This window comes from Acutalibacter sp. JLR.KK004 (assembly GCF_036941085.1).
Taxonomy (GTDB): domain Bacteria; phylum Bacillota; class Clostridia; order Oscillospirales; family Acutalibacteraceae; genus Acutalibacter.
Genome location: NZ_JAYMNQ010000001.1, coordinates 1922632 through 1937101, shown reverse-complemented (window position 1 = coordinate 1937101; position 14470 = coordinate 1922632). Strand labels below are relative to the sequence as shown.

Here is a 14470-nt window from a genome sequence, read left to right as displayed (position 1 = left end):
TTGGGAATCCTCGAAATACGACAGTATTTCTTGCGGTTTCCGCCTTGAAACCGCTCCCTTTGGAACAAAAATTCCGGCACTCCTCTATTTTCAAACAAGCCCTAGGTTTGCTTTGCTGGAAAAAGGAATCCTGCACAAAAATCTTGCAATCAATCCCCTGGCATGATAAAATATTTCTAAAATAAAAGAAAAAATGGGAGGACAGGGCGTGCATATTTTGACGGTGGATGTGGGCACCTCCAGTATGCGGGGAATTGTGTTCACCCAGGAGGGGAGGGCGCTTTTTTCCGGGCAGAGGGCCTATCAGCCTTTATACCTGCAAAACGGCTGGGTAGAGCAGGAGCCGGCAGACTGGGAATCCGCCCTTTTCGGCCTGCTGTCCCAGGCGGCGGAAGCTTCCGGGGAGGGGAGCTGGGGCCTTGACGCCATCGCCCTCACCTCCCAGCGCTCCTCCGTTATCCCGGTGGACAGGGACACGCGCCCCCTGTGTCCTGCCATTATGTGGCAGGACAAGCGGGTGGAACCCCTCTGTCAGGAGCTGGAAAAGGAAAACGATTGGGTGTTTAAGCGCTGCGGTTCCCGGGTAAACCCGGTGTTTTCCGGCACGAAAATGGCTTGGCTGCGGCGGGAGCGCCCGGATCTCTATAAAAAGGCCTATAAGCTTCTGGCAGTGCCCGATTACCTGCTCTGGCTGCTTACCGGGCGGCTTGCCACAGACCATACATACGGCAGCCGTTCCCTGTTGATGAACCTGCGCACCCGCCAATGGGACAGGGATTTGCTGGCCCTTTTCGGGGTTGGGGAGGAAAAGCTGTGCCCCCTTATAGAACCTGGATCTGTCTGCGGCATCCTGACGAAAGAGGCCGCCGCCCGAACCGGGCTTTCTCAGGGCCTGCCTGTTGTTACGGCCGGGGGCGACCAGCAGTGCGGGGCCATTGGCCAGGGGGTGGCAAAGGCTGGGGCTGTTTCCATCACAGCGGGCACCGGGGGATACCTTGTCGCCGGGGCGGAAAAAATTCCGGAAAGCCTCCGGGACGATGTGCTGTGCAACTGTGCCGCTATCCCCGGGCAGTATATTTTAGAATCCAGCGTCCTTACCTGCTGTTCGGCTTTCGACTGGTTCCGCAGGGAGTTTTATGGCCCGGATGCCACCCCCGCCCAACTGGATAAGGAAGCGGAGGAGTCCCCTGCAGGGGCGGGGGGCTGTACCTGCCTGCCCTATTTCCAGGGCCGTTCCACCCCGGACTGGAACACCGCCGCCACCGCCCTGTTCCAGAACGTAACCCTCTCCACCCGGCGGCAGGATATGCTGCGGGCCTTGCTGGAAGGCATTGCCCTGGAGCTTGCCAGAGGCGTGGAGGTGATGGAGGGCTATGCGCCCATAGGGGAAATCACCATCAATGGGGGCCTTACCAACAGCAGGCCTTTTAACCAGATGTTAAGCGATGCCTGCGGCCTGCCTCTCTTGCGCCGGGGCAGGGCAGACGCTACCGCCAGAGGGGCGCTGATGGTGGCGGCTTGCGCTTTGGGAGCGTATGGCAGCGTAGGGGAGGCTTGTGCCGCTGTCAGCCGGAATGATCCGGCACAGGCTTATACGCCCCGAAAGGAAAACAGGGAGGCCTACCGCCTGCTGCGGGAGCAGTCTGACAGGCTGTACCGCCTGCTGTGGCCCCCTGTTCAGTGAGGAGGAAAACAATGTATAGTATACGCAAAAACCCCATAGGCATATACGAAAAGGCCCTGCCTAACGCCTTTGCCTGGGAGGAAAAATTCCGGGCGGCGCGCCTTGCTGGCTTTGATTACATGGAAATCTCTGTGGATGAGTCTGACGAACGGCTTAAACGGCTGGACTGGACGGACAGGGAAATCGAAGATTTGCGAAGGCTTATGGCAAAAGAAGGGATAGTTTTCCCCACCATGTGCTTGAGTGGGCACAGGAAATACCCCTTTGGAAGCAAAAACCCGGAAACCCGCCAAAAGGCCATGGAGATTATGGAGAAGGCCATCCTGCTGGCAGTAAAGCTGGGGGTGCGGTGCATCCAGCTTGCGGCCTATGACGTGTATTACGAGCCTTCCGACGAGGAAACTGACGCTTTGTTTATTGCGGGCATGAGGAAGGCCGTGCAGATGGCGGCCCGGGCCGGGGTGGTGCTTGCCATGGAGATTATGGACACCCCCTATATGGGCACCATCACCAGGGCCATGGAATATCTGAAAAAAATCCCTTCGCCTTATTTTAAAATTTACCCGGACATCGGCAACCTGAGCAATTTCACAGAGAATGTGCCCGGGGAGCTGGCCCTGGGGCTGGGGGAGATTGTGGCCCTGCATGTCAAGGAAACAAAGCCCGGGGTTTTCCGGGACTTGGAATTCGGGGAAGGAACGGTGGATTTTGCAGGCATCTTCCAGGCCCTTCACAATTTAGGCTACCAGGGCATGTTCCTCTTGGAGATGTGGGCGGACAATTCCCGCAGCCAGACTGTGGAGGAAGCGGCGGCCCATATCGCCAAAGCCAGAAGCTATGTGACAGAGAAAATGAAGCAGGGCGGCATGGCCCTCTAAAAGGAGTGTGGCAAATGCAGAAAAAAGTTTTGGCAAAGCTTTCCAAATGCTATTCAGTGGCCCCCCTGCTGTATCAGGGCAGGCCCCATTTCCTGGTGGCGGCGGAAAAGCGCGACAGGTGCATCCTCTTTGACGGGGAGGGCAGGGAGCAGGCCACCATATGGGAAGGACCCGGCGGCGTGATGAGCATGGTGCAGGTGCCGGGAACGGACGGGCAGTTTTTGACCACCCACGAGTTCTATTCCCCCAACGATTCCGCTAAGGCACGTATTGTGTTGGCCCAGCCGGAAGGGGAAGAGTGGTCTGTGCGTACCATAGCGGACTTGCCCTTTGTCCACAGGTTTGATATCCTGCAAAGGGGTGGCAGGCGGTACCTCATTGCCTGCACTCTAAAATCCGCCCACGCCCATAAGGACGACTGGAGCAGCCCCGGCAAGGTGTACGCCGCAGAGCTGCCGGAGGATTTATCCCCCTATGGCCCGGAAAACCAGCTTCCTCTTGTCCCCATCAAGGAGGGCGTGCTGAAAAACCATGGCTACTGCCGGCTTTCGGAAACCGGAGGGGACGCGGCCTTGGTGTGCGGGGAAAACGGGGTTTTTCGGTTTGCGCCGCCCAGCGGGACGGGGGAGCCATGGCAGGAGGAACAGCTTCTCGAAACCCCTGCCAGCGACGCCCTGCTGATAGATTTGGACGGGGACGGCAAAAAAGAGCTTATCGTTATGTCCCCCTTCCATGGGGATACCCTGACTATCTACCGGCAGGAGGGCAAGGCCTGGGAAGCTGTGTATGCATATCCGGAGAAGCTTCTGTTCCTCCACGCCATATGGGGAGGCAGCCTTGCGGGCAGGCCCACTGCTGTTATCGGGCACAGGCAGGGGGCCAGGCGGCTTTTAGCCTTTACCTTTGAGGACGGGGCTTACCGCTTCAAAACCCTGGACGAGGACTGCGGCCCTGCAAACGTCTACGGCTGCCGGATAGAGGGGCAGGACATCCTCATTGCCTGCAACCGAGAGACAGACGAGGTTGCCATGTACTATGATTTTTGAGGAGGCGCGTTATGGGATATATTTCGGACATACGGAAGCTTATAGGCCACAGCCCCATTATGATGACAGCCGCCATGTGCATCTTGTACGACAGGGAGAAGGGGCTTTTGCTGGAGAAGCGTTCCGATGACGGTACATGGTGTGTGCCCGGCGGGGGGCTGGAACTGGGGGAAACTTTAGAGCAGGCCCTCCGCCGGGAGGTGAGGGAAGAGGCTTCCCTGGAGATAGAAGATCCGGTGCTTTTTGATGTGCAGGCGGGGATACACATGGTATATCCCAACGGGGACGAGGTATATTACACGGATGTGGTGTACATCGTGGAAAAATATACCGGGACGCCGGAGCCTGACAGGGAGAGCACAGAGTTAAAGTGGTTTCCCCCTGACGGGCTGCCGGACAATATCATGCCCACGCAGATTGGGTACATAAAGAAATTTTTAGCGGAAGGATGAAACTATGCTGGAAGAGTTGAAAGAACGGGTATACAGGGCCAACATGCTGCTGCCTGCACATGGCCTTGTCACCTTCACCTGGGGGAATGTAAGCGAAATTGACCGGGAGGCAGGGATTTTCGCCATCAAGCCCAGCGGGGTGGACTATGACAAGCTGCGCCCGGAGGACATGGTGCTGATGGACTTGCAGGGCCATAAAGTGGAGGGGCGCTACAATCCATCTTCCGACACCGCCACCCACATTGAGCTTTATAAGGCTTTCCCGAAAATCGGGGGGGTTGTCCACACCCATTCAAGCTGGGCCACAAGCTGGGCACAGGCGGGCCGGGGCATCCCCTGTTATGGCACCACCCATGCCGACTATATGTACGGGGAAATCCCCTGCGTACGCAACCTGACAAAGGCGGAAATCCAGGAGGCCTATGAGAAAAACACAGGGCTTTCCATTGTGGAATACTTTGCCGGGAAGGATTATGGGGCCATGCCCGCTGTGCTGTGCAAAAACCATGGACCCTTCACCTGGGGCAAGGATGGGGCAGAGGCTGTGCATAACGCTGTGGTGCTGGAGGAGGTTGCCAAAATGGCGGCCCGGGCGGAAAGGCTGAACCCTCAGATACAGCCTGCCCCCCAGGCCATGCAGGACAAGCACTATTACCGTAAGCATGGAGCCAATGCCTATTACGGGCAGGCAACGTGACGCTGCATCCATGTTCGCCCGCTTGAACTGATGGTTTGTGGATAAAGAGTGGAAATTTTTTGAGGATTCCAAAGGGACTTTTTTATAAAAAAGTCCCTTTGGGCGGGGTGCGGGGCGGCAAGCCCCGCTTGCAGAGAACAGCAGAAAGGATGGTTTGGATGAGCAAAATTGACGAAATAAGCAGGGAAAGCTGGATTATGAGCACCTTCCCGGAGTGGGGGACGTGGCTTAACGAGGAAATTGAGGAGACAAAGGTAGAGCCGGGCACAGTTGCCATGTGGTGGTTGGGCTGTACAGGCATCTGGTTTAAAACCCCCGGAGGCGCTAATGTTACGGTAGACCTGTGGTGCGGCAACGGCAAGCGCACCCATGGAAACGGCAAAATGGCCCCGGGACACCAGATGGCCAACATGTGCGGGGCCAGGGCCATGCAGCCCAACCTACGGGCTGTGCCCTTTGTGCTGGATCCCTTTGCCGTAAAGCAGGTGGATGCTGTGCTGGCCACCCACTACCACCAGGATCACATGAGCGCCGAGTTTGCCGCCCATGTGATACAAAGCGGCATGACCACCACAGACGAAAGCGGTCGGGAAATTCCCGTACCGTTCATCGGCCCGGAAAAGAGCGTGGCCCTGTGGCAGAAATGGGGGGTGCCCGCAGAGCGCTGCATTATCGTAAAGCCAGGGGATACCATTAAAATCAAGGATATAGAGATTGTGGTGCTGGATTCCTTCGACCGCACCTGCCTTGTCACCACAGACGACACCACAGAAAACCGGGAAGAGCTTACTGGCATATGCCCTACGGACATGGACGAAAAGGCGGTAAACTACCTGCTGAAAACCCCAGGCGGCAATATTTACCACAGCGGCGATTCCCACTATTCCATCTATTTTGCCAAGCATGGCAAAGACTACGATGTGGACGTGGCCTTTGGATCTTATGGCGAGAATCCTGTAGGCATGGCGGACAAAATGACCTCCTGCGACATCCTGCGCATGGCAGAGGCCCTGCGGTGCAAGGTGGTTATCCCCATCCATTATGACGTGTGGACAAACTTCATGGCAGACATCAATGAAATCCGGGTGCTGTATGATATGAAGAAAGACAGGCTGGATTATCAGTTTCATCCCTTCTTCTGGGAGGTGGGCGGCAGATACGTCTATCCTACGGACAAGGATAAACGGGCCTACCATCACCGCCGGGGCTTTGAGGACTGCTTTGAAGCGCCCCAGAATATTCCCTTCCGCTCCTGCCTGTAGAGAAGTCCTGGATACAGGATGCTTGAATAAGCACAAGGAAAGGGCCGCTGTAAAAAGCGGCCCTTTTGCAGGCTTGTAAAGCAGGCTTAAAGCCTTATGAGAGAACTTGAGGCCCTTGCGGCGTACTGGGCAGATCTCCCAGATTGTTGTTTTCGTCCCCGTCCGGCAGGGAGCGGAGGTATTCGCTGCCATTGCGGCTGGCAATGGCTACGCCCCGGATGCCCCCCTGCTTGGCAAGCTGCACGCCCTCTCGCTTGGAGAGCACCTGGCCGTCTGAAAGCTCATAGCCGGACACCTTGCCGTCCTTGCGCACCAGCTTCACAATAGATTTTGCGTCCTTGTTAGGCACCGGATTCATAATGTTGATGTTGGCGGGCAGATTGCCTATCCTGCCGTTTTTTTCCTGTTTCATGGCAAAACTTCCTTTCCGGATAGAAAAATGTAGTATAGGCCTATTTTTCCGCCGGCAGGATTCAAATATGCGGCGCCTTCTATTTTTCTGTCCGGATGAACGAAAACCTAAGGCAATACCGCATGATTTTAAGTGGTATATCGCGAAAAAAGATCCCGCGAGATGCCGCTTAAGGCGGTAGCGGGGAATTGTGCGGTGTTGCCCTAGAGCTTGTCCCTAAGCTATGCCAGTTCATACCGCGCTGTCCTGGCAGATCCCCGGCGCAGGGCCTGCCCGCTTTTCACCAGTTCCCCCAAAGCGGCCTCCACAGTTGTGGGGCTTACATCTGGCAGCAGTTTGCAGATTTCCCCTTTGGAAATGGGCACAGGGCTGCCTGCTATTACAGCCTCCACCCGGGATTTTTTTGTCATTTTCCGGCCGGGCAGCAGGGCAAAGGCCTTTTCCGCCTGACAGCCGCACAGATAGAGCAGGGTGAGGAAAACTTCGATAAAGGGCCAATAATCCTGCCGCCGCTGCACCTGCCGGAGGGCATGTACATAAAAGGCCTCATAGCGGCATACCTGCTCCTCCCAGGAGGCGGGAAGGATATATCCAGCCCGTTGGAGCAGAAGCCGGGTGAGCAGATAAGCCGTCCGCCGTCCGCCAGGGGAGAAGGGGCATATGCAGGTAAAGTCTGCCACAAGGCAGGGAATAAGCAGCAGCGGGGGATAGTTTTTTTCTCCGTAAGCAGTAACCAGAGCCTGCTCCCACAGCTCCATGGCCTCGGGAATCTCTTGTGAAGGAACAGGGGAAAAGCCAGGACTTTCCCGATACCGGCCTCCAGCACACCCCGGCGTCCGGGCCAGCAGCAGAGTGTGCAGGCGCAGCAGATCCCGGCGGCATGGCTCCACAGCAGGATGGCCCATTTCCACCTCGAAGAGGGCGTCACGATAGTCTGCCATGTCCCTTTCTGCCTGGGTGATGGGAGGGGAATTGCGGGCGCAAATCTCAGCCGCGCGGCTCTCCATGTTCCCAGCCTGGCAGGCAGACAGCAGGGAACGCACCCGCCCGGCGCTTTCCAGGGCGCTGTATATGGCAGGATAGGCCCGCTTTTGATCCAGCAGCCGGGCCTGCAGGCGGGAAGTTTCCCGCAGCAGCAGGGAAACACCCTGGGGAGGAGTATCCTGAAGAAAGGAATAGTCAAACATATGCAGATCCATCATGCTGCCAGCCGCCTTTCCTGAAAATGGGGGAGAAAACCTCTCTTTTACACTACATATAGTATACCTCCTGCAACGGCAGAAAGCAAGGCCTATCTGCACATATTTTGCAAAAGGCTTATAGCCAGACGGAAAAAGATATGCAAAAAGCGGCGCGAAAACCTCCGCGCCGCTTTTCTGTACAGATGTCACAAAACTAGAAGGGATTTCCCTGGCCTTCCTCATCCAGCCCAAAGAAAGTCAGCGCCTTTTGAATGAACAAATCCCAGAAACGCCACTCATGAGTAAAGCCCTCGCTCTCCTCAAAGGTGGCAGGCAGGCCAATCTTTTCTGCATACGCCTTGAATTCGCAGTATCTTTTCCAAATGAGCGTGTCCTCTGTGCCGCAGCAGAAGTAAAGCTTGGGCAGGATGCCCTCCTCCATCAGCTTGGGCAGGCGATCCCAGACATTCACCACAGAGTTTTTATAAGCGTCTAAACCGCCAAAGGCAGCAACCACATTCTGCACACGCCGGTTAAAGGCAGACTGGTTGCCGTCACCGCCGCCATCATACTTTAGCTCCTGCATCTGCTTTAAATCCACAGGGGCATTGGACAGGCTGGCAGCCCCGGCAAACTTTTCCGGATGCCCGGCAGCATACTGCATGGCCCCGCTGCCGCCCATGGAAAGCCCGGCGATGAAGTTATCTTCCCGCTTGGAGGAAGCTGGGAACCAGTTGTATATTAAAGGCATCAGTTCTTCAAAAAGATAGTCCCAGGCGTTGTATCCTGTGCAGAAGGTGGGCCAGTTTACGTAGTTTGCGTTGTTCCCGCTGGGCATCACCACAATCAGATCTTTTTCGCAGGCATACAGCTCAATGTTGCTCTTGCGAATCCAGTCGGTATAATCTCCAAAGGTGCCGTGAAGCAGCCACAATACCTTGTATTTCGCGCCGCTGCCGTAAAACTGGGCAGGCGTTTTTTCCCGGGGCTTGTCCGGCAGGATAATGTTTACGTCCGTGTTGGTGGCAAGGAATTCGCTTTCAAAGTTTATATGCACCAGTGCCATATTCTGAAATACCCTCCTTACAATTATATGCAGATTATTTGTGCGCCTTCAAACATGTGCAGATGCTTTTCCGGCCTATTCCCCAATGTGTCCGGAGCTAAGGCCTTCCACAGCGCCGCCTAAGGGCAGCCATTCCATACATTCCCCAATATGCTTGTCCCAGAAAACCCAGTCGTGGCCGCCGGGGCCTTCGTGCCAGGATACCTGGTAGCCCAGAGAGAGCAGCAAATCCCGGTATTCCCGGTTGGAACCGATAAGCTCGTCCTCTGTGCCGCAGGCCATGTAGAACTTGGGCTTGTTGGGATTGTTCGCCACTCTTTTTGCCAGGGCGTCATAATCATATTCGCCGCCCTTCACTGTGCTCATGTCGTTGAAAATAGATTCCCCATAGCCTTTGTTGGTGAAAATATTGTCCGTATATTCTGTGGCCTGGGCAAAATTCGTGTCAATGATATAGGCGGAGGACAGGGCCACCACATGGCTGAAGGTGTCCGCAAACCGCAGGCCGTTTACAGTGGCGCCATAGCCACCCATGGAAAGCCCGCCGATAAAGGTATCCTCCCGCCTGCGGGAAAGGGGGAAGGAACGCCGGGTGAACTCTACCAGCTCCTGCCCGATAAAGGTGCTGTACAGGTTTCCTGATTTTGTGTTGTCTACATAGAAGCTGTTGTCCCCACTGGGGCAGACCACTGCCAAATCGTGATCCTGCGCCCAGGCCTGCACCCGGGTGCCGCTGACCCAGTCGGTATAGTTGCCGAAAAGCCCATGGAGCAGGTAAAGGCTTTTAAGGGGGCGTTCCTCCTGCAGGACCGGCTTACCCTCCGGGCCGAACACACGCTTGTCTGTAGGCAGTACAACCTGAATGGGCACAGTGCGGTTTAGGCAGCTTGAAAAGAAATTGCATTGAATCAGCGCCATAATACATCCTCCTAAAAAGAAATTTAGCTTTTTTCCAAAGCGCGTTCACACAAGCTGCATATGCAGATTATCGGGGAATTTTGTGTGCTTCAAGAATAACCCGAAAAGATACGTATGATTGCTTGGTGTGAACCCATTCTCATTATACCCCGAATTCCTTTCCGCTGCAAGTGGCAGAGGCACACCCCCGCCATTACCCTTTCCCTTCCATCCTTTTTTTCTCCCAGCGGCAGATGGACCCATATCCTGCCGCAAACAGCCCGCCGCAGAAAAAGGTTTCCAGGCCGATAAGAAGGAAGGGGCTTTCCAAGGCCAGCCGGGCCATGGCCCATTCTCCCAGAAGCACGCAGGCTACGGCCCAGGCAAGGGGCAGGGCTACATGCGTCCACAGGGAGAGCCGCAGGGCGCTGACTTTCATCAGCCGGCGCAGGCTCAGGGCAGCGTTGAATATCGTGCTGAAAAAGAGGATGCCCACATAGCTTTCCATGCCCAGGCGGCTTAAAAGAAGAAGCACCAGCGTCACCCGCAGGAAGGAGTCGGCAAAATTATATTTCATGGAGTTAAGCTGCTCGTCAAGCCCTTTCAAAAGGCTGTCCACCACCACATCCAGATAGATGAGGGGCACAATGGGGGAGAGCACCTGTAGATAAGCCCCGGCGCTTTTGCTGTGATAGAAGGCGCGGCCCCAGTCATCCCCGAAAACCGCGAACAGCACCGCAAAGAACATCCCGTAGGCTAAGGCGCTGCGCACTGCCTTGCCGGATATGTATGCTACAGCGCGCTTGTGGTCAAGCTCCCGTTCCCTGGCAATTTGCGGGATAAGCAGGGAAGCGAAGGAAGCCAGGAAGGAAGAGGGGAAATAGAGCATAGGCATTGCCATGCCCTGGAGCAGGCCATATTGGGAAAGGGACACCTGATACCCCATCCCGTATGCCTGTAGCTGCCGGGGGATAAGCAGGTTTTCCCCGGTATTGAGTAAGCTGCGGGCAGCGGAGCTGAGGGTGCAGGGCAGGGCGATGTGGGCAAGGCCATGGAGCACGCCGCGGCTTTTTTCCCGTCTGGCAGGGGTGTGCCGCCTGAGACTCCGGCGGTAAGCCCACCAGCTTGTGAGGAAAGACACCGCCTCCCCCAGGGTGGAAGCAGCCATAGCCGCCATGCAGGCCGCCTCAATGCCCTGGGGGGTAAACTTCCAGAACAGCAGCACCGTAGCGCAGATGGTAAGGATTTGCTCCAGCGTGTCAGAGGCGGCAGTGGAAAGGGATTCGTCCACTGCCAGAAAATATCCCTTCATGCAGGTACACAGAGACATAAAAGGCAAGCCAATTCCTAAAATCCGCAGGCAGGGAGCGGCCTGGGGGTTCCCCAGAAACGCGGCGGCGGCAAAATCGGCGGTAAAAAAGAGCAGCAGGGCAATGCCCAGGCTCAGGGAAAGGCAGAAGGCAAAGCACCGGGCCACCAGGGAGCGGAGGGTTTCCCGCTTTTCTGTGGCAATAGCGGCAGACACCATGCGGGTCACAGCCAGGCTGATGCCGGAGGTGGACAAGGTGACTGCCAGCAGGAACACAGAGAGGATAAGCTGGTAAAGCCCCATGCCTGCCGAACCGATTTTTTGGGACAGATAGGCCCGGTAGCCCATATTGGTAACCCGCAGGAACAGGGACACAGCCGTGAGCACAGCGCCCTGTATAAAAAATTTCCGTTTGGCAGCTTTGGTCATAGGACAGCAGCGCTCCTTTCGGCAGGCAGTTGAAAAAACAGGAAAATCGTGTATAATGAGAAAAAAAGAAAGGCAGGAATGCGCATGGACAGCAACTGGACAGAGATACAGATAAAAATCCCGGCCCCAGAGGCAGAAAGGGCCGGGGACATTGCCAACATGGTGGTGCCCTATGGCATTTATATGGAGGACTACTCCCATTTAGAAGAGGAAGCCATGGAGATTGCCCACATAGATTTAATAGACGAAGAGCTGCTGCAAAAGGACAGGGACACAGCCATTATCCATGTCTATATCAGCCCGGAGGAAAATCCGGCGGAGGCAGTGTCCTTTTTGCGGGAGCGCTATGAAGCGGTGGGCATCCCCTGCGAGATAAGCCAGGGGGCCTGCCGGGAGGAGGACTGGCTTAATAATTGGAAAAAATATTTCAAGCCCATGCCTGTGGGGGAAAAACTGCTGATCCGTCCCCTGTGGGAAGAGGAATACGATCCCCAGGGCCGCACTGTGCTGCATCTGGAGCCAGGCCTGGCCTTTGGCACCGGCACCCATGAAACCACCCGCCTGTGCCTGGAGCTGCTGGAGAAGTATGTGTCCCCCGGCACAGGCTTCCTGGACATGGGCTGTGGCAGCGGCATATTATCTGTGGCAGCCTTGCTTTTGGGGGCAAAGTCTGCGGTGGGTGTAGATATTGACCCCCTGGCTGTGAAAACTGCTGTGGAGAATGCCAGGGTAAACGGCGTGGGAGAACGCTTTACCGGGATTTGCGGCAACCTGGGGGAGAAGGTGACAGGGAAATTCCAGGTAGCGGCGGCAAATATTGTGGCGGATATTGTCATCCTGCTAAGCCAGGATGCCCCCCGGTTCCTCACCCTGGACAGCGTGTATATTGTCAGCGGCATTATCGACACCCGGGAGCAGGATGTGCTGGACGCACTTTCCGGCCGCTTCACCGTGCTGGAGCGCCGAGAGGAAAAGGGCTGGGTGGCTATGGCCCTGCGCCTGAATGCCTGAGGAGCCAGGCAGGCTTTTGCAGTGCTGTTCCAAGCGTAAACCCGGGATCCAACGGTTTCCCGGGTTCTCTTATTTTTCCAGCTTTGGTGCCGATAGAGTAGATAAGGATACAATAACTTGCGAGGATCGCGCCAAAAGGAGTTTTTAGTATGATCGACCTCAGTTTCCTTTCCCAGCGGATGTGGGATGTATATTCCCTGTGTTCCGGCGTTGCCAAGGCGGGCTTCAACCGCATGAGGGATTGGGAAAACCTGTCCGGTGTCACCTTCATGGATTTGATGCGCAACGTGGACGGTACGGTAAAATATGCGGCGTCGAACCCAAAAGAGCAGCTAATGCAGGACTATTATGCCTGGAAGGCTGTGCAGCCCCAGCGCTACCTGCCGGAAAGCAAAGGAGATACAGAGGAAAACCGCGCGTTCCTGCGCCGGAATTTCTCCGGACAGCTTTCTGTCATGGACAGGATCTATGCTCTGGACACAATGCGGGAGATGGGGATGATTACAGAGGAGGAAATGCGGGAAACGATTGGGGTAAACGAGTTTAATATAAGCATTGTTAGTCTAAAGGAGATTGTTCCGGTTATGGCCGAGCCTATAGGGCTTGATCCGGCTATCTCCAGATGGAACGAATTCTTTACCCACGCCAATATTTCCCGGTGCCCCACGCTGGACAAGCTGTATGAGATGACAGGCAAAGTCCGGGAAACGTTCCGCCAACGGGAGGCTTACAAAAAGGAACAGCAAAGCGCTGCCGCAGAGGTGGAATCTGCGCTGAACCTGTTAACCAGCCGGAAGGTGTCTTAAACAAAGGAAAAGGCCGCGCCCCACTAAGAGGAGCGCAGCCTTTTTGTCTATAACAAACCACTCGCTGGGAGAGTGGTTTTCGGTATACAAAAAGGCGGCACAGCCTAAATGCCATGCCGCCCTACTCGCTCTATGCGACTTTTCGCAACTCATCCAAAAGATCGCCGGGCGGGGCCTATAGCCTGTCCGGTTGTTTTAGAACATTAAACCCAGTGCAGCTTGCTCATGTCCGCCGTATCCTCAAAGGGGATAGCGCGCTTCAACACATCGCAGGCCTTAACCAAGCCCTCGTTGGTGCTCAGCATGGCGTCCTCGTGCTCGATGGACAGCACATAGTCATAGCCCACCAGGCGGAGCTGGCTGCAGAACTCCTTCCAGAACAGCTCGTCGTGGCCATAGCCGATGCTGCGGAAGATCCAGGAGCGCTTGCTCATGTCGGCATAGGACAAAGTATCCAGGTTGCCGTTTACAGGGCTGTTGATGTTGTCGATGATAGCGTCCTTGGCATGTACATGGAAGATGGCTTCGCCGCCCAGGGCGCGGATAACCTTCAGGGGATCCATACCCTGCCAGAACAGGTGGCTGGGATCCAGGTTGGCGCCGATTTCGGGGCCGACAGCCTCACGGAGGCGGAGCAGGGTGCGGGTATTGTGGACGCAGAAGCCCTGGTGCATTTCCAAAGCGATTTTGTTCACACCGTGCTCTTTTGCGAAGGCTACGAAATCTTTCCAATAGGGAATGAGGACTTCGTTCCACTGCCACTCCAGGGTTTCGGGATACTCGGTGGGCCAGTTGCACACGATCCAGTTGGGGTTCTTGGACTCGGGGCAGTCGCCAGGGCAGCCAGAGAAGGTGTTGATCTGGTGGATGCCCAGCTTCTCGGCCATGAGAATGGCGTTGTGCAGATCGTCGTCAAACTGCTTGGCAATTTCCTTGTTAGGATGCACAGGGTTGCCATGGCAGCTTAAAGCGCTGATCTCCAAGCCAGACTCCTTGATAGTTTCTACAAATTCATTGAACTTGGCTTCGTCGTGCAGCAGCACGCCGGGATCGCAGTGCTGCTTGCCGGGATAACCGCCGCAGCCGATCTCTACCATCTGGGCGCCTAGGCCCTTCAGATAGGCCAAGGCCTCCTTAAGGGGGGTGGAGCCGATGACGTTCGTGAGTACGCCTAATTTCATAACGCGGTACACTCCTTATTGTTTTATGATGGGGCAGAAAGCTTTCTCTGTCCTATTTAGTTTTATTATATAGATTCCCACCAAAAAAAGCAATCCCATTTTTGAAAAAACCTTCCAGCCCGCACAAATATTTTCGACTCGCAGGTTCCAGCAGATGCA

The 14470-nt window shown here is 55.6% G+C and carries 14 protein-coding genes; 8 read left to right on the top strand and 6 right to left on the bottom strand.

Features of this window, described 5'->3' with window-relative positions:
- Positions 1-208 precede the first annotated feature (208 nt).
- From VSQ30_RS10615 to ulaG, 6 genes are all read left to right on the top strand, one after another.
- A complete protein-coding gene (locus VSQ30_RS10615) occupies positions 209-1684 on the top strand; it encodes an FGGY-family carbohydrate kinase (RefSeq protein WP_334463967.1) in 1476 nt (491 codons plus the stop codon).
- 11 nt (positions 1685-1695) lie between these two features.
- Positions 1696-2562: an L-ribulose-5-phosphate 3-epimerase gene (locus VSQ30_RS10610; RefSeq protein ID WP_334463965.1), complete on the top strand. Its 867-nt coding sequence runs from the start codon at positions 1696-1698 to the stop codon at positions 2560-2562.
- Between the two features lie 14 nt (positions 2563-2576).
- Positions 2577-3608, top strand: a complete 1032-nt coding sequence (locus VSQ30_RS10605) for a hypothetical protein (RefSeq protein WP_334463963.1) — start codon at positions 2577-2579, stop codon at positions 3606-3608.
- A gap of 11 nt (positions 3609-3619) precedes the next feature.
- Entirely contained in the window at positions 3620-4060 is a 441-nt protein-coding gene (locus VSQ30_RS10600; RefSeq protein WP_334463961.1) for an NUDIX hydrolase, read from the top strand.
- A 4-nt stretch (positions 4061-4064) separates the two neighbouring features.
- A complete protein-coding gene (locus tag VSQ30_RS10595; RefSeq protein WP_334463960.1) occupies positions 4065-4757 on the top strand; it encodes an L-ribulose-5-phosphate 4-epimerase in 693 nt (230 codons plus the stop codon).
- Positions 4758-4915: 158 nt separating this feature from the next.
- A complete protein-coding gene (gene ulaG / locus VSQ30_RS10590) occupies positions 4916-6019 on the top strand; it encodes an L-ascorbate 6-phosphate lactonase (RefSeq protein WP_334463958.1) in 1104 nt (367 codons plus the stop codon).
- A gap of 94 nt (positions 6020-6113) precedes the next feature.
- On the opposite strand, the gene VSQ30_RS10585 is transcribed toward ulaG, so the two are convergent.
- The 5 genes from VSQ30_RS10585 to VSQ30_RS10565 all read right to left on the bottom strand — a co-directional run bounded on the left by VSQ30_RS10585 (position 6114) and on the right by VSQ30_RS10565 (position 11313).
- Positions 6114-6431 carry a DUF3892 domain-containing protein gene (locus tag VSQ30_RS10585; protein WP_334463956.1) on the bottom strand — a complete coding sequence of 106 codons (318 nt, stop codon included), beginning with the start codon at positions 6429-6431 and terminating at the stop codon, positions 6114-6116.
- A gap of 221 nt (positions 6432-6652) precedes the next feature.
- Complete coding sequence (locus VSQ30_RS10580) at positions 6653-7633, bottom strand: Fic family protein (protein WP_334463955.1); 981 nt, start codon at positions 7631-7633, stop codon at positions 6653-6655.
- A gap of 193 nt (positions 7634-7826) precedes the next feature.
- A complete protein-coding gene (locus VSQ30_RS10575; RefSeq protein WP_334463953.1) occupies positions 7827-8678 on the bottom strand; it encodes an alpha/beta hydrolase in 852 nt (283 codons plus the stop codon).
- Positions 8679-8753: 75 nt separating this feature from the next.
- A complete protein-coding gene (locus VSQ30_RS10570; RefSeq protein ID WP_334463951.1) occupies positions 8754-9596 on the bottom strand; it encodes an alpha/beta hydrolase in 843 nt (280 codons plus the stop codon).
- A 193-nt stretch (positions 9597-9789) separates the two neighbouring features.
- Entirely contained in the window at positions 9790-11313 is a 1524-nt protein-coding gene (locus tag VSQ30_RS10565; RefSeq protein ID WP_334463950.1) for an oligosaccharide flippase family protein, read from the bottom strand.
- 84 nt (positions 11314-11397) lie between these two features.
- Between VSQ30_RS10565 and prmA the strand changes: the two genes are divergently transcribed.
- Together prmA and VSQ30_RS10555 are read left to right on the top strand one after the other, a co-directional pair.
- Positions 11398-12324, top strand: a complete 927-nt coding sequence (prmA, locus tag VSQ30_RS10560; RefSeq protein WP_334463949.1) for a 50S ribosomal protein L11 methyltransferase — start codon at positions 11398-11400, stop codon at positions 12322-12324.
- Positions 12325-12473: 149 nt separating this feature from the next.
- Positions 12474-13130, top strand: coding sequence for a hypothetical protein (locus VSQ30_RS10555; RefSeq protein ID WP_334463947.1), 657 nt, complete (start codon positions 12474-12476; stop codon positions 13128-13130).
- 203 nt (positions 13131-13333) lie between these two features.
- Here VSQ30_RS10555 and VSQ30_RS10550 read toward each other — a convergent pair whose 3' ends face one another.
- A complete protein-coding gene (locus VSQ30_RS10550; protein ID WP_334463945.1) occupies positions 13334-14311 on the bottom strand; it encodes a sugar phosphate isomerase/epimerase family protein in 978 nt (325 codons plus the stop codon).
- Positions 14312-14470 lie beyond the last annotated feature (159 nt).

Coding starts and splice junctions, on each gene's coding strand:
- VSQ30_RS10565 (WP_334463950.1), bottom strand. CDS start 11,313: ATGACCAAAGCTGCCAAACGGAAATTTTTTATACAGGGCGCTGTGCTC.
- VSQ30_RS10575 (WP_334463953.1), bottom strand. CDS start 8,678: ATGGCACTGGTGCATATAAACTTTGAAAGCGAATTCCTTGCCACCAAC.
- VSQ30_RS10550 (WP_334463945.1), bottom strand. CDS start 14,311: ATGAAATTAGGCGTACTCACGAACGTCATCGGCTCCACCCCCCTTAAG.
- VSQ30_RS10555 (WP_334463947.1), top strand. CDS start 12,474: ATGATCGACCTCAGTTTCCTTTCCCAGCGGATGTGGGATGTATATTCC.
- ulaG (WP_334463958.1), top strand. CDS start 4,916: ATGAGCAAAATTGACGAAATAAGCAGGGAAAGCTGGATTATGAGCACC.
- VSQ30_RS10595 (WP_334463960.1), top strand. CDS start 4,065: ATGCTGGAAGAGTTGAAAGAACGGGTATACAGGGCCAACATGCTGCTG.
- VSQ30_RS10605 (WP_334463963.1), top strand. CDS start 2,577: ATGCAGAAAAAAGTTTTGGCAAAGCTTTCCAAATGCTATTCAGTGGCC.
- prmA (WP_334463949.1), top strand. CDS start 11,398: ATGGACAGCAACTGGACAGAGATACAGATAAAAATCCCGGCCCCAGAG.
- VSQ30_RS10610 (WP_334463965.1), top strand. CDS start 1,696: ATGTATAGTATACGCAAAAACCCCATAGGCATATACGAAAAGGCCCTG.
- VSQ30_RS10580 (WP_334463955.1), bottom strand. CDS start 7,633: ATGATGGATCTGCATATGTTTGACTATTCCTTTCTTCAGGATACTCCT.
- VSQ30_RS10600 (WP_334463961.1), top strand. CDS start 3,620: ATGGGATATATTTCGGACATACGGAAGCTTATAGGCCACAGCCCCATT.
- VSQ30_RS10585 (WP_334463956.1), bottom strand. CDS start 6,431: ATGAAACAGGAAAAAAACGGCAGGATAGGCAATCTGCCCGCCAACATC.
- VSQ30_RS10570 (WP_334463951.1), bottom strand. CDS start 9,596: ATGGCGCTGATTCAATGCAATTTCTTTTCAAGCTGCCTAAACCGCACT.